The sequence below is a fragment of the Kistimonas scapharcae genome, assembly GCF_039540975.1.
GTDB lineage: Bacteria > Pseudomonadota > Gammaproteobacteria > Pseudomonadales > Endozoicomonadaceae > Kistimonas > Kistimonas scapharcae.
Genome location: NZ_BAABFL010000480.1, coordinates 28,931 through 46,283, shown reverse-complemented (window position 1 = coordinate 46,283; position 17,353 = coordinate 28,931). Strand labels below are relative to the sequence as shown.

16 protein-coding genes are annotated in these 17,353 nt (G+C 53.7%); 5 read left to right on the top strand and 11 right to left on the bottom strand.

From position 1 onward, the window contains the following. Nucleotides 1-97 precede the first annotated feature (97 nt). Complete coding sequence (gene tcdA, locus ABD892_RS26370) at nucleotides 98-886, top strand: tRNA cyclic N6-threonylcarbamoyladenosine(37) synthase TcdA (RefSeq protein WP_345199359.1); 789 nt, start codon at nucleotides 98-100, stop codon at nucleotides 884-886. 4 nt (nucleotides 887-890) lie between these two features. Here tcdA and ABD892_RS26365 read toward each other — a convergent pair whose 3' ends face one another. Continuing rightward, on the bottom strand, nucleotides 891-2,594 hold the full coding sequence (locus tag ABD892_RS26365) for a SufS family cysteine desulfurase (RefSeq protein ID WP_345199358.1): 1,704 nt from the start codon (nucleotides 2,592-2,594) through the stop codon (nucleotides 891-893). A 151-nt stretch (nucleotides 2,595-2,745) separates the two neighbouring features. On the opposite strand from ABD892_RS26365, the gene dgt reads away from it, so the two are divergent. From dgt to ABD892_RS26350, 3 genes are all read left to right on the top strand, one after another. After that, a complete protein-coding gene (gene dgt, locus ABD892_RS26360; RefSeq protein ID WP_345199357.1) occupies nucleotides 2,746-4,203 on the top strand; it encodes a dGTPase in 1,458 nt (485 codons plus the stop codon). A gap of 239 nt (nucleotides 4,204-4,442) precedes the next feature. After that, nucleotides 4,443-5,351, top strand: coding sequence for a patatin-like phospholipase RssA (gene rssA, locus ABD892_RS26355; RefSeq protein ID WP_345199356.1), 909 nt, complete (start codon nucleotides 4,443-4,445; stop codon nucleotides 5,349-5,351). Nucleotides 5,352-5,470: 119 nt separating this feature from the next. Continuing rightward, entirely contained in the window at nucleotides 5,471-6,241 is a 771-nt protein-coding gene (locus ABD892_RS26350; RefSeq protein ID WP_345199355.1) for a hypothetical protein, read from the top strand. Between the two features lie 33 nt (nucleotides 6,242-6,274). Here the strand turns inward: ABD892_RS26350 and ABD892_RS26345 are convergent, their stop codons facing one another. Continuing rightward, the gene (locus tag ABD892_RS26345) at nucleotides 6,275-6,502 is read right to left on the bottom strand and encodes a hypothetical protein (RefSeq protein ID WP_345199354.1); all 228 of its coding nucleotides are present in this window, start codon (nucleotides 6,500-6,502) and stop codon (nucleotides 6,275-6,277) included. A 203-nt stretch (nucleotides 6,503-6,705) separates the two neighbouring features. On the opposite strand from ABD892_RS26345, the gene ABD892_RS26340 reads away from it, so the two are divergent. Continuing rightward, on the top strand, nucleotides 6,706-7,680 hold the full coding sequence (locus ABD892_RS26340) for an alpha/beta hydrolase (RefSeq protein ID WP_345199353.1): 975 nt from the start codon (nucleotides 6,706-6,708) through the stop codon (nucleotides 7,678-7,680). A gap of 8 nt (nucleotides 7,681-7,688) precedes the next feature. On the opposite strand, the gene ABD892_RS26335 is transcribed toward ABD892_RS26340, so the two are convergent. The 9 genes from ABD892_RS26335 to ABD892_RS26295 form a co-directional block, all read right to left on the bottom strand. Further along, entirely contained in the window at nucleotides 7,689-8,333 is a 645-nt protein-coding gene (locus tag ABD892_RS26335) for a DUF4124 domain-containing protein (RefSeq protein WP_345199352.1), read from the bottom strand. A gap of 72 nt (nucleotides 8,334-8,405) precedes the next feature. Further along, on the bottom strand, nucleotides 8,406-9,095 hold the full coding sequence (locus ABD892_RS26330; RefSeq protein WP_345199351.1) for an OmpA family protein: 690 nt from the start codon (nucleotides 9,093-9,095) through the stop codon (nucleotides 8,406-8,408). Nucleotides 9,096-9,364: 269 nt separating this feature from the next. After that, a complete protein-coding gene (locus ABD892_RS26325; protein WP_345199349.1) occupies nucleotides 9,365-10,183 on the bottom strand; it encodes an SDR family oxidoreductase in 819 nt (272 codons plus the stop codon). Nucleotides 10,184-10,241: 58 nt separating this feature from the next. After that, nucleotides 10,242-10,826 carry a TetR/AcrR family transcriptional regulator gene (locus tag ABD892_RS26320; RefSeq protein WP_345199348.1) on the bottom strand — a complete coding sequence of 195 codons (585 nt, stop codon included), beginning with the start codon at nucleotides 10,824-10,826 and terminating at the stop codon, nucleotides 10,242-10,244. 16 nt (nucleotides 10,827-10,842) lie between these two features. Next, on the bottom strand, nucleotides 10,843-12,807 hold the full coding sequence (locus tag ABD892_RS26315; protein WP_345199347.1) for an acetyl-CoA carboxylase biotin carboxylase subunit: 1,965 nt from the start codon (nucleotides 12,805-12,807) through the stop codon (nucleotides 10,843-10,845). Continuing rightward, on the bottom strand, nucleotides 12,804-13,628 hold the full coding sequence (locus tag ABD892_RS26310) for an enoyl-CoA hydratase/isomerase family protein (RefSeq protein WP_345199345.1): 825 nt from the start codon (nucleotides 13,626-13,628) through the stop codon (nucleotides 12,804-12,806). Before ABD892_RS26310 ends, ABD892_RS26315 begins: the two co-directional genes overlap by 4 nt. Nucleotides 13,629-13,641: 13 nt before the next feature. Beyond that, nucleotides 13,642-14,802 (bottom strand): acyl-CoA dehydrogenase family protein, encoded by a 1,161-nt coding sequence (locus ABD892_RS26305; protein ID WP_345199344.1) that lies wholly within the window; start codon nucleotides 14,800-14,802, stop codon nucleotides 13,642-13,644. Between the two features lie 47 nt (nucleotides 14,803-14,849). Continuing rightward, nucleotides 14,850-16,466, bottom strand: coding sequence for an acyl-CoA carboxylase subunit beta (locus ABD892_RS26300; RefSeq protein WP_345199343.1), 1,617 nt, complete (start codon nucleotides 16,464-16,466; stop codon nucleotides 14,850-14,852). Further along, nucleotides 16,466-17,344 (bottom strand): SDR family oxidoreductase, encoded by an 879-nt coding sequence (locus tag ABD892_RS26295; RefSeq protein WP_345199342.1) that lies wholly within the window; start codon nucleotides 17,342-17,344, stop codon nucleotides 16,466-16,468. Before ABD892_RS26295 ends, ABD892_RS26300 begins: the two co-directional genes overlap by 1 nt. Between the last annotated feature and the right edge of the window lie 9 nt (nucleotides 17,345-17,353).

Sequence of the window (17,353 nt, the reverse complement as noted above, 5' to 3'; positions counted from 1 at the left end):
CCAATCGATCCTGATAAGCTGTGTATCTCCGGATGACTCGTATTCTGTTTCTGCCTGATATAATGCCCACCTTTTGATACCTGCGAGTTCTGTTTTCATGTCTTCAGACAGCTTTGATCAGCGCTTCGGCGGAACCCGTCGTCTGTATGGCGTTGAGGCGACCGAGCGGCTGCGTCGTGCCCATGTGTGTGTGATCGGCATTGGTGGTGTCGGTTCCTGGGCAGCGGAAGCATTGGCCCGGTCGGCGGTTGGAGAGATTACTCTGATTGATCTGGATGATATCTGTGTCACCAACACCAACCGTCAGATTCATGCGCTGGCCAATACGATTGGTCAGGATAAGACCGAGGTGATGGCTGAACGAGTCCGGCAGATTAATCCTGAGTGTGTTGTTCATACTGTGGATGACTTTGTGACACCGGAAAATGTCGGTGAATTGATCGACAAGCGTTTTGACTACGTGCTGGATGCGATCGATAACTTCCGGGCCAAGGCCGCGTTAATTGCCCATTGTAAGCGGAACAAGATCAAGATCATCACCACTGGAGGTGCGGGTGGCCAGGTTGATCCTCTGAAAATCCAGGTGGCTGACCTGACCAAAACGATCCAGGATCCGCTGTCACGCAAGGTGAAGGATCAGCTGCGCCGTTTTCATAATTTTTCTAAAAATCCCAAGCGACGCTTTGCTGTTGAATGTGTCTTTTCCACGGAGGCGGCTCGTTATCCGCAGCCGGACGGTTCTGTCTGCCAGACCAAACCGGATGCTGCGGGTTCCATGAAAATGGACTGTGCCAGTGGTTTTGGCGCCGCGACTGTCGTAACAGCGACGTTTGGTTTTATCGCTGTTGCCCGGATTATCGAGAAGTTAACAACGGTCGTGAAATAAAACGCTACCGGTAGCGATGGGCTGTCAGCTGGATTTCTTTCACGATAGCCCGAATACCGTTGCCCCTCGAAGGGCTCAGGTGATGCATGAGTCCCAGCTGATCAAAGCTCGCTTCCATATCGAAGTTCTCAATCGCTTCGGGTGTTTGTCCATTAAATGCTGACAGAATCAGGGTGATAAGTCCGCGGACAATACGGGCATCACTGTCGATGGCGAAATAGAGACGCATGGTCGTTTCATCGTAATAATGATGCAGCCAGACGGTACTTTCACAACCATGGAGCCGGTTTTCTTCCTGCTTCATGGATTCGGGTAACGCAGGTAGTTTTTTCCCCAGCAACATGATGTGACGATAACGCTCCTGCCAGCCCCGCAATGCCTGCAGTGCTTCAATCACGCTGCCCGTGTCGCTGGCCTGAGGGGATTCACAGGTAAAGGCCTCCGGAATGGTTGTTGCCGCGGTGGTGGCATGTTCGGTTTCTGTCGTGAATGACAGGCTGTCTTTTTGCAGGGCGGCTACGGCTTCAATCAAAGCCTGAATTTCGGCCTCAGTGTTATAGAGGGCGATAGATGCCCTGACGGTACCCGACAGGTTCAGAGCTGACATGAGTGGCATGGTGCAATGGTGGCCTGTTCGTACCGCAATGCCCTGTTGATCCAGCAGTGTTCCGATATCCTGGTTATGCAGCCCTTCCATCACAAACGAAATAACGGACGTTTTCTGTGGCGCTGTACCGATGATCTGGAGGCCGGGTATGGCATTCAGGCCTTCTGTCGCCTGTTCCAGCAGGGATTTTTCATGCGCCTGAAGCTGGTCGTGGTCACATTGATTCAGAAAGTCGATGGCTGCAGCCAGTCCAAGGGCGCCAACGACATTGGGGGTGCCCGCCTCAAACCGGAAGGGTGGTGAATTGAAGGTGGTACCCTCAAAACTGACGCGTTCGATCATTTCCCCGCCGGTCTGCCAGGGTGGCATAGTCTGCAGCAGGTCGCGTTTGCCATACAGAACGCCGATGCCGGTAGGACCGTAGACCTTGTGACCGGAGAATACATAGAAATCACAGTCCAGCGCATGAACATCGACCGGGAAATGGGCGACGGCCTGTGAACCATCAATCAGTACACGGGCACCGACGGTGTGTGCTTCCCTGATAATGTCGGAAACGGGATTCACGGTGCCAATAGCATTGGAGACCTGACAGATACTCACCAGACGCGTTTGAGAACCTAGCAATTGCCGGAAGGCCTCCATGTCCAGTTCGCCACTGGTATGGATGGGAATGACTTTCAGGCTGGCGCCGGTGAACTGGCAGACTTGTTGCCAGGGCACAATATTCGCGTGATGTTCCATGGCTGAAATCAGGATTTCATCACCGGATTTTAACGTGCTGAGCCCCCAGCTGTGCGCCACCAGGTTGATGGCCTCTGTCGCGCCCCGGGTCCAGATGATTTCATCGGTATGGCCGGCGTTGAGGAAGCGGCGTACCGTGTCCCGGGCATCCTCAAAGGCATGGGTTGCCCTGGCGCTCAGGAAGTGGGAGGCACGATGGACATTCGCGTTGGCTTCGCGGTAATAATCGTTGACCGCATTGATGACGGTTTCAGGCTTCTGGGTAGTGGCGGCATTATCCAAGTAGATCAGAGGATAACCGTTGGCGCGTTGCCGGAGAATGGGAAATTCGGCGCGCAGCTCAGTGAGTTCTCGCATGGAAGATCATTGACCATGTACGTGGCGGATTCGTGAAAGCCCAACAGTTTATCATGGAACCCGGGGTTGAACCCGACACGCTGACGACACCTGCACGGGAACCGGTTATGCTTGGATAAATGATCAATTTCAGCCTGCGGACAGACACGGTATGGCGCCTTCTATGGACTATCGCAACAAAATTACAACGGAACGGCTTCGACCCAGCTCAGTCTCGGATGCCCGGGATGTTGTCGAGGAAACGGAGAGCAACCGCGGGCGTATCATCCAGTCCTCGGCGATTCGACGCCTGCAGCAGAAAACCCAGGTTTATCCACTGGAAACCAATGCCGCTGTACGCAGCCGCCTGACCCACTCACTGGAAGTGCAGCAAACCGGGCGTTTTATTGCACGTCGGATATTGGCCGCATTCCGAGAACAGGGCAAACTCATAGAGCTTGGGTTGGAGGGCATTGAAACCGCGTTTGTGAACTTAGTTGAAATGTCCTGCCTGATGCACGACGTGGGTAATCCGCCATTCGGCCATTTCGGTGAAGCCGCAATCAATGACTGGATGAAGAAGCATGCCGGGCATTGTTATCAGAAAGCATCCGGTGACGCTGAAACCAGCACACTGTTCAATGAGGTCCTGTTACCGGATGTTTGCCTGTTTGAAGGGAATGCGCAGGGGGTTCGTATTATCGCGACCCTTCAGGAACTGAACCTGACCTGTTCCCAGATTGCGGCCCTGATCAAATATACCCGACCCGCTTATCAGCCCAGGGATAAAAATGGTTTTGGCTTTGATTATCTGAACCGTAAGCCGGGGTATTACTATGCGGAAGAAGGACTGATACAGCATATCTGGCAACATCTCGGCATTGCTGAAGGTCACCGTTATCCACTGACGTATATCATGGAGGCGGCGGATGATATTTCTTACTGCATTGCCGATCTGGAAGATGCTGTGGATAAGGGCATCCTGACCCTCAGCACGCTTAGCAGTTTCCTCGAGGATGAGTGGACAGAGCGGTGTCATGGGCAAAGCCAGTATCTGCCGGATATCATCGAAGATGCCATGACAGCGGATATCACCGCGCATGGATTCATTACCCGTTTCCGTACCCGGCTGGTGAATGATCTGGCCGCGTATGCAGCACAGCGATACATCGAGTGTCATGAGCAGATCTATGCGGGCAGCCTGAATGAACCCCTTATCGATGGCGGTTCTGAACAGCACCTGGCATTGGTAACCCTCAAGCAAGTGGCCCGCAAGCATGTGTTCAGCAGTAAGGAGGTAGAAACCCCGGAATTGCGGGGGTATTCCGCGCTTAAAGGATTGCTGGAAATTTATCGTCCGCTACTGGAAATCAGCGCCGATGATATTGCCGCGATGGTACGTAAGGAGCACAGTCCTTACTTTATTTCCCAGCGTTTATTTCATCGGCTGCCCAAGCGGTATGTGGAAGCCTACTTGAGGCCTACTGCTGAACTGGCTGATAGCACTACTAGCGCCCAGGAAAAGCAGGAGCTTGAATGGTATTACCGCATGCGACTGCTGATTGATTACCTAAGCGGTATGACCGATGACTTTGTTTTGCGGGAGTTTCAGTGCCTTTCTGCTATCTGACCCTTTTCTCTACAGGCAAGAGATAGTTTGGTTCTCTTGTAACACCTGTTCGCCAGTGGATGTGTCGATGACAAATTTACAATGTCTGTCATCGTACACCGGCTGATTGGACGTATAATTTCAAACAGTAGTAAACGACAGTTTTTCTTTTTATTCGGCATTGGTCGTTTTTAGTGTGATGTTCAGGGAAACACTCTGATGATTGATCAACCTGTTTGTCCGGAGATGGAGTTTACGCCGTGAGTAACAGGAAAATAGGTATTGCGCTGGGTTCGGGGTCTGCCAGGGGCTGGGCGCATATCGGTGTACTCAAGGGATTACGTACCCTGGGTATTGAACCAGAAATAGTGACAGGTTGTTCAGCCGGTTCGCTGGTAGGCGCCGCTTATGCCTGTGGTTATCTGGATGAATTTGAGGATTGGGTCTGTTCACTGCACTGGCGTGACGTCATGGGGCTGGTGGATGTGACGTTGTCTGGTGGACTGGTGCGCGGCGATAAAATGCTGCAGTTTTTCCGAGAAAACGACCGTGATGCATTGATTGAAGATGTTGAGCGGTCTTATGCAGCGGTAGCGACCAACATGGAAACCGGGCAGGAAATCTGGCTCCGCGAAGGCTCCATTCTGGATGCGGTACGTGCGTCCTGTACATTTCCCGGTTTGTTTGCGCCGGTATTGCGAGATGGCACCTGGATGCTGGATGGTGGCCTGGTGAACCCGGTACCGGTTTCCCTCTGCCGTGCCATGGGGGCGGATGTTGTGATTGCAGTGGATCTGAATACGCACCTTGTTCGCCCAAGATCACGGCGCCAGGAAGAAGTGGAGCCATCTGTCTGGCGTGAAAAACTGAGTGGTCTTATCGGGCCGCAGAAGCCTCGTCAGGAAGCACCAGGCATTATGGAGGTAATGGCAACCTCTATTCATATTATGCAGGATCGTATCACCCGGAGCCGAATGGCGGGGGATCCTCCGGATATCCTGTTAACCCCCCAGCTGTCGGAATATGGCATGTTTGACTTCAGTCGTTCGGTGGACGCGATAGCGGAAGGGGAAGCCGTTGTGCTGGCGGCAGCGGAAAGGATACGTCGACTGACTGGCATAGAGGCGGCTGGACCAGTGGAAGTCGCAGAACCGGCTTTGCCAGAATAGCAGGCTATAACGGGAAGCCGGTCAAGAATCCCATCCAGCTTTCATGTTATTCTGCAGTAAGCCTTGAGCGCTGACATATCAAAAATAATAACAAGCTTGTGCTAAAAAGGAGTTTTGCCATGTCTTTCCGCTGGCTGGTGACGTTTCTGCTGCTGTTTCAAGGTGCATGGGCCTGGGGGGTAACCCAGGATGATGTTTATGCCATGAAACGTCATGTGTTTCATATCGTCAGTGCATTTCACATTATTACCCTGGAAGCGGGCGATCAGTCGGCGATTGATCGTCTGGATCAGAAACTCGAGAACGCTGAAGCGCTTCTCGAAACATGGGTGGAGAAGGACGACACTGTTCTGGCAGCGGACGTTCAGGCGCTGAAATCGCGTTGGCTTCGTTTCAAAGAGCATGCATTGGCCAATGATATTCAGGACAACGGCTATACCAATGCGTATGCGATTGTCGATATCAACAAAAGCCGTGATGAGATGATCGCCCTGCTGGATAGTATCGAAACCACAGTACTGGCCGCGAATGAAGGGGATCCGTTGCGTATTCGTTTGCTGCAGCTCAGTGTGGAAATGGAGCAGCTGACAATGGCTTACCTCCTGCTGTCTACCATGGTTGGTGGTGCAGAGGGTATCTACACGGGGGATGATGATGTTGAATCGACCGATGCCATGGCAGCCGCCTTTGGCCAGCGTTTGCGCATATTGATAGAGCAGTCAAGGGACTCCAGCACGATTGGTAATGAAGCATTGGAGAAGGCGGGTAAGTTCTGGCATTACATTGAGCCGTCCTTGATCAATTTTAATACAAATAGCGTCCCAACGATTGTAGCGATGTATAACGACAGGATCGTAAGCAATCTACTGGGGGCCGCAACGATGCAGTAAATCCCTCCGGGAATACGGTGGGTAATTCTGCGATTACTGTCTTTCTTTCCGGTACGATCCGTTGTCTTCAGCAAACACGCCACCCGGTGCTGAAGACAACGGATTGTTGGAGAATTCTTTCTCCGGAACAGCATCCTCTCTTCCATGAAAACGTGTTTCCAGAAGCTGCTCAAATCGGTGAATCTGCTCTTCCAGCCTGTCCAGCAGGAAATCATCTTCTGACAGGTTGGGGATGGAAAGTTGCTTCATTAAACCAGTCATGCCCTTCTCTCCAGTTTAGGTGGTAAGCGTAGAACGGTATCGGTAAATACGCATGCAGGACCTAATATTGTTTCGTGATACCGAATATTCTGTTTGAGTGTAAAAATACTGGGAAGTGCTGTTCGCTGGCTTCTCGGTATGCTGTACGATGGACCCGAAAACAAACATCATGCTTTGCAGGTCGGGGCAAGGACGGGCTGTTCATGATCATAATTACTAACCGTAACTGCCTTCATGAGGAAGATGACCCCTGTCAACGATTTGGTGCCGAATTCAATACGCTCGGATCTGATGAATTGCGTGTCGCCATAGCTGACTATCAGGATGCACAGGGGTGGTCCCTGGATATTCTTGATGACACCTGTTTAATGAATGGCAAGCCCGTGCCTGCCAGTGAGTATGCATTCCGTTATCTTCAGCAACGCATGAAGCAACACCAGCGTAATTGCCTGTTTTATGTGCATGGCTTCAATAATGATTTTGCCGATGTGCTGGCAACGGCCCGTGAGCTGGAAAGCCTCTATGATGTCGAAGTGGTCGCCTTCAGCTGGCCCGCGAACGGACGGCAGGCGTTTGCCGGCAGGGCAGGTGGTGTTGCCTCTTATCTGAGCGATAAACGGGAAGCGACTCAGTCAGTCGTTGCGATGGATCGTGTATTAGAAAAGCTGTGCCGGTATTTGGGTTGTTATAACAGTGACGATGATATCTGTGACATGCGCCTGAGTATCCTGTTCCACAGTATGGGAAATTACCTGTTCAAGTGCCTGTTCAAATCCGGTGTTTTCCAGGGGGAAACCGGCGTTTTTGACAATGTCATTCTCTGTCAGGCGGATGTGAATAATCTTGATCATGAACTGTGGGTAGACCGTATCGCCTTCCGGCGCAGGCTCTATATCACCATAAACGAAAATGATTATGCATTGGGCGCCTCCAGGATGAAGTTCGGGCAACGCCAGCTGGCCCGGCATGGCCATTTCAGCACAAATCTTGTCGCCAGAAACGCCTGTTATATCAACCTGACGGAAGCCGATCAGGTGGGCATGTCGCACTCACCGTTTGATCATGCGACAACCTGTCAGAATCAAAAGCTGTATCAATTATTTCGGTCACTATTCAATGGTGAAACCGTAGAAAAACGGCTGACGTTTGACAGCCATTGTCGTGCCTATGAGTTATAGCGATCGGGTTACGGTTTCAGGCGTTGATAGCGGATGGTAAAACGGCTGACACCGACGGAGTCTGGTGGCGTGATCGTTACGCTCATCCGGTCACCGTCGAGTTGCAGCTGGATGGCTTCAGTGCCTTTCATATCCTGACGATCCAGAAGATTTAGCAGCAACAGCAGGGTGAAATCTTCCATATAGGGATTGCGTCCCCGCTGGAACAAAAATCGTCCCTCTTTGCCGCTCCCCTCATCCAGCGATAAGCGTCCTTCAGCATGGTAGGTGCTTTCCCGACCCACGCCTTGGTTGGTGCTGTAGGCAGTGCCTTCGAGAATGACGTTGGTATCCGCTATGGTCAGGGTTTCAACCACCTTTTCCGGAAAATTGTATTCCGCCGGAATGTCTTCGAAGAATGTGAGCACTTTCAGCGCCAGTTCTTGCTGGGTTGGGGTGCTGCCGGTTCGTTTCCAGGAGCCTTGGATTGCTTGCAGCCATTCTTCAGCCGACAAGGAACGTGTAGTTGTCTTTACGGCTTGTGATTGACTGACGGGTTTGTCAGTAAAATGAATAACCCCATTACTATCCTTCCAGCGATAGACTTCACCGTGCGCAAAGGGGCTGAGTAATACTGAAAGCAAAACCAACCATGGCAGTTGTCGTACTGTCATGGTTGGTGTGCGGTGTATCGGGCTGAAAAAGATCATTACATCAACTCATGTATTGATTTTCAGATCCGGATATCAATGACGGTGGATCAGGTATGGATCCAGTGCCGCGCCGCGGAATTGCTCCAGCTTTTCGCGATGGTGCTTAGCAGGTTTGGAGCGATGCACTTCAACCTCGGCCCGACGGTTCTGGGCACGTCCCTCGCGGGTACTGTTACTGGCTACCGGAGAACTTTCACCTTTACCTTCCACCTTAATGGATGCAGACATTACGCCTTTGCTGACCAGGTAGTCGCGCACGGCATTGGCCCGCTTGACGGACAGGCTCTGGTTATAAGTAGAGGCACCGATGTTACAGGTGTGGCCGGCGATCCGGATTTCTGTGTTGGGTCCAGCCATGTCTGCGACTTTATCCAGGGCTTTCTTGTCATTGCTGCCCAAGCGGTAAGAATCGAAGTTGAACATGATCTTGGTCTGGTCTGCGACAGTTGACTTGGCTATGTGATGACCGCTGTCTTTGCTGTCAGAGCCGTCGCTGTCACCCGCCATGGCACAGCCTGCACCACCCACCAGTGCACCGGCGGCAAGTCCGATACCGGCAGTGGCTGCACTCTGCGCTGCACCACCGAGACCCCACAGCATACCACCAGCCAGAGAGCATTTCGTCCAGTTGGCATTGCCGTTGTGAGAACTGGTCGTTGCACAACCTGAGGTGATAAGAACCAGGGCGAATAACCCAATCATTCTTAATTTACTTTGGATCATTGCAAACATCTCCTTCCTTGGATCAGTTACTTACTACGTTATCCAGTAACGAACCCGATCTGAGTGGCCCTGATGTTGGTTACACGGGAGCCGTGGCTTAAAAGCGGGTTGTATCAACGAAGAGTATAGGGGACTGAAAAGGCCAGATTCGGACTTGGGGCCTGAACATAAAGGAAATGTTGATGATTTGACGCCCGCCAGTGTGCTACGGCGGGCATTTATAGGGGAGTGTCATATCCGGGACGCTGCCTGATTACAGGTCCTGGTTTTCAATCCACATAGAGATCCTGAAACAGGTTGTCTGCCTGAGAAGGGTCGCAGGCATATTGGCTGAAATCGGTGACGCCACGTTCCCTGAGCAGATCTTCATCCAGTAGCGTTTGACCCGTTATGGCGAGTGCCTGGGTTGAGAGAATCTCATAACCGGCATCCGCCATAATGGCCGGTTTACGGCTGCGGCGCATGATGGCATCGCCACCGGTTTTTTCCACGGCGGCTGTTGCGATAGAGGTGCGGGGCCACAAGGCATTGACGGCGATGCCATAGCGGCGGAATTCACCCGCCATCCCCAACGTCAGAAGGCTCATGCTGTATTTTGTGACGGTATAGGGAATATACGGGGTCAGCCACTTTTCCTTCAGGTTGATGGAGGGTGACAGGTTAAGGATATGGCCATTATCAGACTTTTTCAGCCAGGGGAGTGCGGCCTGTGAGCAGAGAAACACCGCCCGGGTATTGATCTGATGGATCAGGTCAAACTTCTTGAGGGGCGTATGCTCCAGAGAGGTCAGGCTGATGGCGCCGGCATTATTGACAAGCGCATCAATGCCACCGAAGCGGTCGGCAGCCTCCTGAACCATGCCTTTCACCTGGGACTCATTGCGAACATCCACCTGGATAGGCAGTGCCTGCCCCCCGGCTGCTTCCACTTCCTCTGCGACCGTATGAATGGTGCCGGGCAGGGAGGGATGCGGATCCGCCGATTTGGCGGCAATCACGATATTGGCGCCATCCCGGGCACAACGCAGCGCCAGTTCCCGGCCAATACCGCGGCTTGCGCCCGTGATGATGATGGTCTTGTTCTTCATGGACATCCTGGTTGCTCCGTCAGGGTCATGTGGACAAGTCTGTTATTCAGACAGGTTATTATTTCAGAATCAGTTTCAGTGCCATCTCAGTCAGGTCGCTGAGTGTCAGCGCACCACTTTCCTTATACCAGTACGTGGTCCAGTACAGGCTCCCACTGAGAAAACGACGTAGAACAAAAGGCTCTATTCCCGGTTTCAGGTGTTCAGTGGCACCAGTAAACTCCGTCAGCCAGAGCTGTTCATAGGCTTCCCGGATGTGTAAGAGCTTCTGTTGATTTTCCGGTGACAGTGACCGCCACTCGTAGACCAGGACTGCCAGAGCATGCCCGTTCTCACCCTGGATGGATTCGAGTTCACAGCGGATCATGGCACGCAGGCGTGCAACTGGCGTGTCGATCTCGGCCAGTGCTGATTCCATACGAACCAGAAGGCTGTTGACGCTTTCCTCCATCACCGCGCCGAGGATATCGTCCTTGGTCTTGAAGTGATGAAAGATACTGCCGGAGAGAATGCCCACCGCATTGGCAATATCGCGGACGGTGGTGCGGTCATAGCCCTTGGTTCTGAACAGCTCGGCAGCAGCCTGTAACAATTTGCCCCGGGCGCTGTCCGGATCAGTCAAAGAGGTCGTTCGTTGTTCCATTATCGGTAGTCCATGGTCAGGCGGCGGTGTCCGGTTCAATCGTGGCCAGCAGTTGACGGCTGCGGACCTGTTCGCCGGATGCCACTTCCAACGAGCAAAGGATACCGTCGCAATCCGCTTTCAAAGGATGTTCCATTTTCATGGCTTCCAGCACCATGACTGTTTGGCCGCGGCTGACGCTTTGTCCTGCCTCGACCAGCACATCGACAATCAGGCCGTCCATGCTGGCTTTGATACGTCCGTCGCCGGCCTGGTCTGAGCTGCTTGCCGGCAGCAGGGTACGGTCATGGAAGGTGTAGTCACCCGCCGCCGTTGATATATACAGTGCGCCAGCCTGTTTGCTGAAGGTGACGGTTTCCCTGACGCCATCAATCCGGAGTGAGATTGTGTGATCTTTGCTGTCCAGAAGTGCGATAGTGAAATGCTCACTATTGACTTCAACCCGATACTCTCCATCGTGTTGAGTGATGGTCACGGGTGTTTCTTTGTCATCACAGGCCAGTGTACAGCATCGGCTGGACACTTCAGTGCTGCGCCACCCGCTCAGTGAATTTTCCCCGCTGTAGTGAGGGTGCATGAGAACCGCAGCGATCGCTAACAGCTGTGTTGAGGGCGATTGACTCCGTTCTGCCACCGCATCGCCATACTGTTCAAGAAATGCCGTGGTCGCCTCGCCATTGATAAAGGCTTGGTGGGACAAAATAGCGGCCAGCCAGCTGCGGTTGCTCTTGATACCTGCCAGTGCGGTATCTTCAATAGCGCATACAAGACGACGACGTGCTTCTTCCCGGTCTTTCCCCCAGGCAATGATTTTGGCGAGCATCGGGTCATAATGCGGTGTTACGGAGCTTCCCGTGGCTATACCCTCATCGGTACGGATACCAGGGGCCTCGACGGGTTGCCAGCGCTGGATAACGCCTGCCTGAGGCATGAATTGGTTGGCAGGATCTTCTGCATACAGTCGAACTTCAATGGCATGGCCATTCAGGGCAATTTCATCCTGCCGCAGAGACAGTGGCTTGCCGGCGGCAATATCCAGCTGCCAGGCGACCAGGTCGGTACCGGTAATCAACTCAGTGACAGGGTGTTCGACCTGCAGTCGGGTATTCATTTCGAGGAAATAAAACTCGCCACTCTGGTCCAGCAGGAATTCCACGGTACCCGCGCCGATATAGTTGCAGGTTTTGGCCGCTTGAACCGCAGCTTCCCCCATACGTTGTCTCAGATTTGAATCAACGGCCGGTGATGGGGCTTCCTCGACGACTTTCTGGTGTCGGCGCTGAATGGAGCAATCCCGTTCCCCGAGGTAAACCGTATTGCCCTGCTGGTCAGCAAAGACCTGAATTTCCACATGGCGGGGCTGGAGGATGGCCTTTTCAAGAATCAGCTGGCCATTGCCAAAGGCATTTTCGGCTTCACTGCGGGCGCGTTCCAGGGATTCTATCAATGTGCTCTCATCATGAACCAGACGCATACCGCGACCACCACCGCCAGCGGATGCCTTGATCATCAGTGGAAAGCCAATAGCCATGGCCGCCTTCTCGAGGCTGTCGTTATCCTGCTCATTGCCTTCATAGCCAGGAATGCAGGGAACGCCTGCCGCCTGCATGGCGATTTTGGATTGTCGTTTACAGCCCATCAATTCGATGGCGTCCGGACGTGGGCCGATAAAGACTAAACCTGCTTCGACACAGGCGCGGGCAAAAGCCGCATTCTCTGACAGAAAACCGTAGCCAGGGTGAATGGCATCTGCACCGGTGCGTCTGGCGGCCTCGAGGATGTTATCCGAACGAAGGTAGGATTCCCCGACAGCCGCTGGACCAATACAGACAGCCTGATCAGCCATAGTGACATGCGGTGAGTGGCTGTCAGCTTCGCTGTAAACGGCTACCGTTCGATAACCCAGGGCTTTGGCGGTACGCATGACACGTACCGCGATTTCACCCCGGTTGGCGACCAGTATTTTGATGAATACGGTCATGCTTCACTCTCCCGTTCTGCCGCCCACGTGGGTTTGCGTTTTTGCATAAATGCCGTCGTTCCCTCAACCCCTTCTTCCCCCTGGATAGCATCAGAAAAGGCTCTGGCGGCATCATCCAGCAAGACGCCCAGATCGGTTTTGCCAACCGCCAGCATCAACTGCTTGGTGATGGCATTGGCTTTGGGCGCGCATCGTTTGATGCGAGACAGGGTATTTGCAAGAGCCTCCTCTAGCGACGCCGTTGAGCTGTATACGCTATGGGTAATACCCAGTCTTGCCGCTTCGTCACCACACAAGGATTCGCCCAGCAGGGCCAGGCGGCGAGCCTGGGTCAGGCCGATGCGTTTGACTACGAACGGTGCAATCTGTGCGGGTGGAATCCCAAGGGATGTTTCTGGCAGGGCAAAACGGGCCTCGCTATGCGCCAGAGCGACATCGGAGATGCAGGCCAGCCCAAACCCTCCGCCCATGACAGTGCCTTCCAATACACAGACGATCATTTGAGGTGCTTGCTCTGCCATTTCCAGGAGTTGACCAAAACACCGGTTCAGTGCGTAGAAAGGATCACTGTCGTCTTTGCCCAGACGTGCGCGGGCATTGGCCATATCCCGGATATCGCCGCCAGCGCAGAAATGCCCGCCACTGCCTCGGAGTATGATGGCTCGCAGGGTAGTATCCGTGCTGGCAGCCTCCAGTACGGACATCAATTCCTGCACCATGGCGAGACTCAGGGCATTGCGGACCTCCGGACGATTGAAGGTTACGAACAGCGCGTGGTCACGCTGTTCCAGCTGTAGGTATTCACAGGCTGGTAACGTCATGGCCATTCTCCTCTCAACCTTTCTTTTTGCCCGGAAGGGTGCCCATGAGCTTGCAGATGATGCCCAGCATGATCTCGTCGGCACCACCGCCAATGGAGGTCAGGCGCATATCGCGGTAGGCACGGTTGATCTGGCTTTCGAACATATAGCCCATACCACCCCAGAACTGGAGGCAGCCGTCGGGTATTTCCCGGCACAGGCGCCCGGCCTTGAGTTTGGCCATGCTGGCCAGCTGGGTGACGTCTTTGCCATTGATATAGGTTTCGGTCGCCTGGTAGACCAGTGCGCGCAGGGATTCGACCTCGGTCTGCATTTCGGCAAGACGGAAATGAATGTACTGGTTATCGATCAGCGGCTGGCCAAATGTGCGACGTTCGCGGCAATACTCGATGGTATCGTTGATGCACATCTCCAGCCCCTTGATGGCCATGGAGGCGCCGAACAGCCGCTCTTCCTGGAACTGCAGCATCTGCATCATAAAGCCCATGCCCTCGGCACCTATCCGGTAACGCTGGGGAACGCGGACATCATCAAAAAAGATCTGGGCGGTATCGGAGCTGCGCATACCCAGCTTGTTGAGCTTGTCGGAGAAGGTAATGCCGGGGGTATTGGTCGGGACGATGATCAGCGACTTATTTTTGTGCACTTTGTCGTCTGATGTATTGGCCAGCAGACAGATGTAATCAGCCTGTGTGGCGTTGGTGATCCACATCTTGGTGCCATTGATGACATAGTCATTGCCGTCCTTGCGTGCCCAGGTTTTTAGACCAGCCACATCCGACCCGGCACCGGGTTCACTTACAGCAATACAGGCCACTTGTTCACCGCGGATGGCGGGGGCCAGGAACTCTTCTTTCAGGTCGTCCGTCGCAAAGCGTGCCAACGCCGGGGTCGCCATGTCTGTCTGGACCCCAATGGCCAGTGCTACTCCGCCGGCACGGCTCAGGCCGAGTTCTTCGGCAAATACCATCTGGTAACTGTAATCCAGGCCCATACCACCCCAGGCTTCCGGTTTGGCTATGCCCAGCAGGCCGAGTTTACCGAGTTTGCCAAACAGTTCATGGGCCGGAAAAATTCCTTCATTTTCCCAGGTTTCCGCGTTGGGGTTGATCTCGTTGTCCACAAACGCTTTGACTGTGCGCCGAAGTTCTTCATGTTCCGCGGTAAATTTCATCGTCCTGTCCTGCCTTGATGTTGTTTTTGTTGACCTGACTGTCGGGCTTAAAAACGGCTGATGCCAAAACTGTTGCTGTTGAGTGTCCGCTGTCGACTTTCACGACAAATGTCCAGCACATAGGCCAGCACCTTGCGGGTATCCCGGGGATCAATCAGTCCGTCGTCCCACAGGCGAGCCGTGCAGGACAGTGCCGTAGAGCCCTGGGCCAGCTGTTCCGCCGTTTTGCTTTCCATCATATCCAGCATGGCGGGATCCGCAGGTTGTCCGCTGCGGGCCATTTTTGCCTCCATAACGATGCGAAGGACTTTGCCAGCCTGCTGTGCACCCATAACGGCTGTGGCGCTGTTGGGCCAGGCGAAAATGAAGTCTGGCTCAAATCCGCGGCCACACATGGCATAGTTGCCAGCACCATAGGAACCGCCAATGACCAGGCTGATTTTAGGCACTTGCGCATTGGCGACAGCCTGAATCATCTTGGCTCCATGCTTGATGATGCCGTTATGTTCCACTTCGGTGCCGACCATGAATCCGGTCGTGTTGTGGAGAAACAGAATCGGTATGTTGGCCTGGTCGCATAATTGGATGAACTGGGCGGCTTTGGTCGCACCCGCCGGTGTGATGGGGCCATTGTTGCCTATCAGTCCACAGGTATGCCCTTCAATCGTGAGATGACCACAAACGGTTTGCTGGTCATATTCGCTTTTGAAGGCGAGGAACTCGGAGTCATCGCTAATCCGTGCAATAACCTCTGCCACATCATAGGGAGTTTTAGGGTCGGCCGGGATGATACCCATCAGTTCTTCAATGGGGTATTTCGGCTTTCTAATGGGATGCCTTGTTTCGGGCTGTGCAGGGGGGCTCCATGGCAGCAGGGCCATTATTTCACGGGCGATGCGGATAGCGTCCTGATCATTTTCTGCCAGATACTCACCGGTTCCCGCTGACTGGGTATGCATTTCTGCCCCCCCCAGTTCTTCATCCGTTGCGATTTCACCGGTCGCCGCTTTGAGCAGGGGGGGGCCCGCCAAGTACATGGTAGCTTGCTTGCGAATCATGACCACGTAGTCGGACAGTGCCGGTTGATAAGCACCGCCGGCGGTCGCACTGCCATGAACGACAGTGACCTGAGGTATACCGGCAGCGGACATCCGTGCCTGGTTATAGAAACCTCTGCCGCCGGGGGCAAAGGTTTTTGTCGCATGGTTCAGATCAGCTCCACCGCTTTGGGCCAGCGTCACGGTGGGGAGTTTCTGTTGCAGGGCAATCTGTTGCAGGCGCAGGCGTTTCTCTAGCCCAATAGGGGTGATAGTGCCGCCTTTGACTGCAAAGTTATCCACCACCACCATGCAGCGGGTACCGGATACATACCCAATGCCTGCAATACAGCCGCCACCGGCACTGCTGCCGTCTCGGTCGCCATACATCTTATAGCCAGCCAGTGTCGACAGTTCCAGGAACGGACTTTCGGGATCCAGTAACAGGTTCAATCTTTCCCTGGGGAGCAGTTGGCCGCGTTGTGAATATTTTTCTTTTTTCTCCAGAGCCTTCTGATTGGGCAGGGCTTCCAGAGCGCGGAATGCAGTGACATGGGATTCCATCGCTTCCCGGTTACTGTGAAAAGCTTGGGAGGAAGGCTGTAGGGTGGATTCAATCGCCGGCATTAGTCGTCCTCGTTGGTGGCCAGTACATCCGGTGTTTCGGCTCGGTGAAAACCATTGAATGGTGTGTTGTTTTGCGCTTTGGCCTGCATCGGCCAGAGGCTGGTGCCCAGAGGGGCGCCACCATCTACACGAATGGTTTCGCCATTGATAAAGGCGCTGGCATCACTGAGTAAGAAGCAGATGGTGGCACTGATTTCTGATTCAGTGGCTAATCGTTTGAGTGGCACGCTGTCTTTTAGCTTTGGAATAATGGCTTTGACCGGACCTTCATAGGTATCGAGTCCGCTGGACGCTACCCACCCCGGGGCAACGGCATTAACCCGTACGCCATTGGGTCCCCATTCAAAGGCGGCGGTTTTCGTCAGGTTCACCATGCCGGCACGTGCTGCGCCGGAGTGTCCCATGCCGGGCATACCGTTCCAGTTGTCGGCGGTAATGTTGACAATGGCACCCCCGGTTTTTTTCATGCTCTGGCTATAGACTTCCCGGGCCATGAGAAAACCACCGGTCAGGTTGGTGCTGACAACAGCGTCAAAGCCTTTCTGGCTGATAGATTCTAAGGGAGAGGGGTACTGGCCGCCGGCGTTGTTGACCAACCCGTGTATTGTTCCATAACGGGATAGAATCGTGTTTACCGTGTCCCTGACGTTTTCTTCATTCCGGATATCCAGCGAATACGTGAAAGCCTGTCCACCGTCTTCTGTGATTTCCTGGCAGACGTGCTCGAGTTTTTCCGGCTTTCTGCCAATCAGGATCACCCGGGCGCCAAGGGCGGCGATTTCGTGTGCCGTACAGCGCCCAATGCCACTGCCGCCACCGGTGACAATGATGGTGCGGTCAGCAAAGAGGTTATCCCTGAAAACAGACTGGTAAGACATCCGGTACTC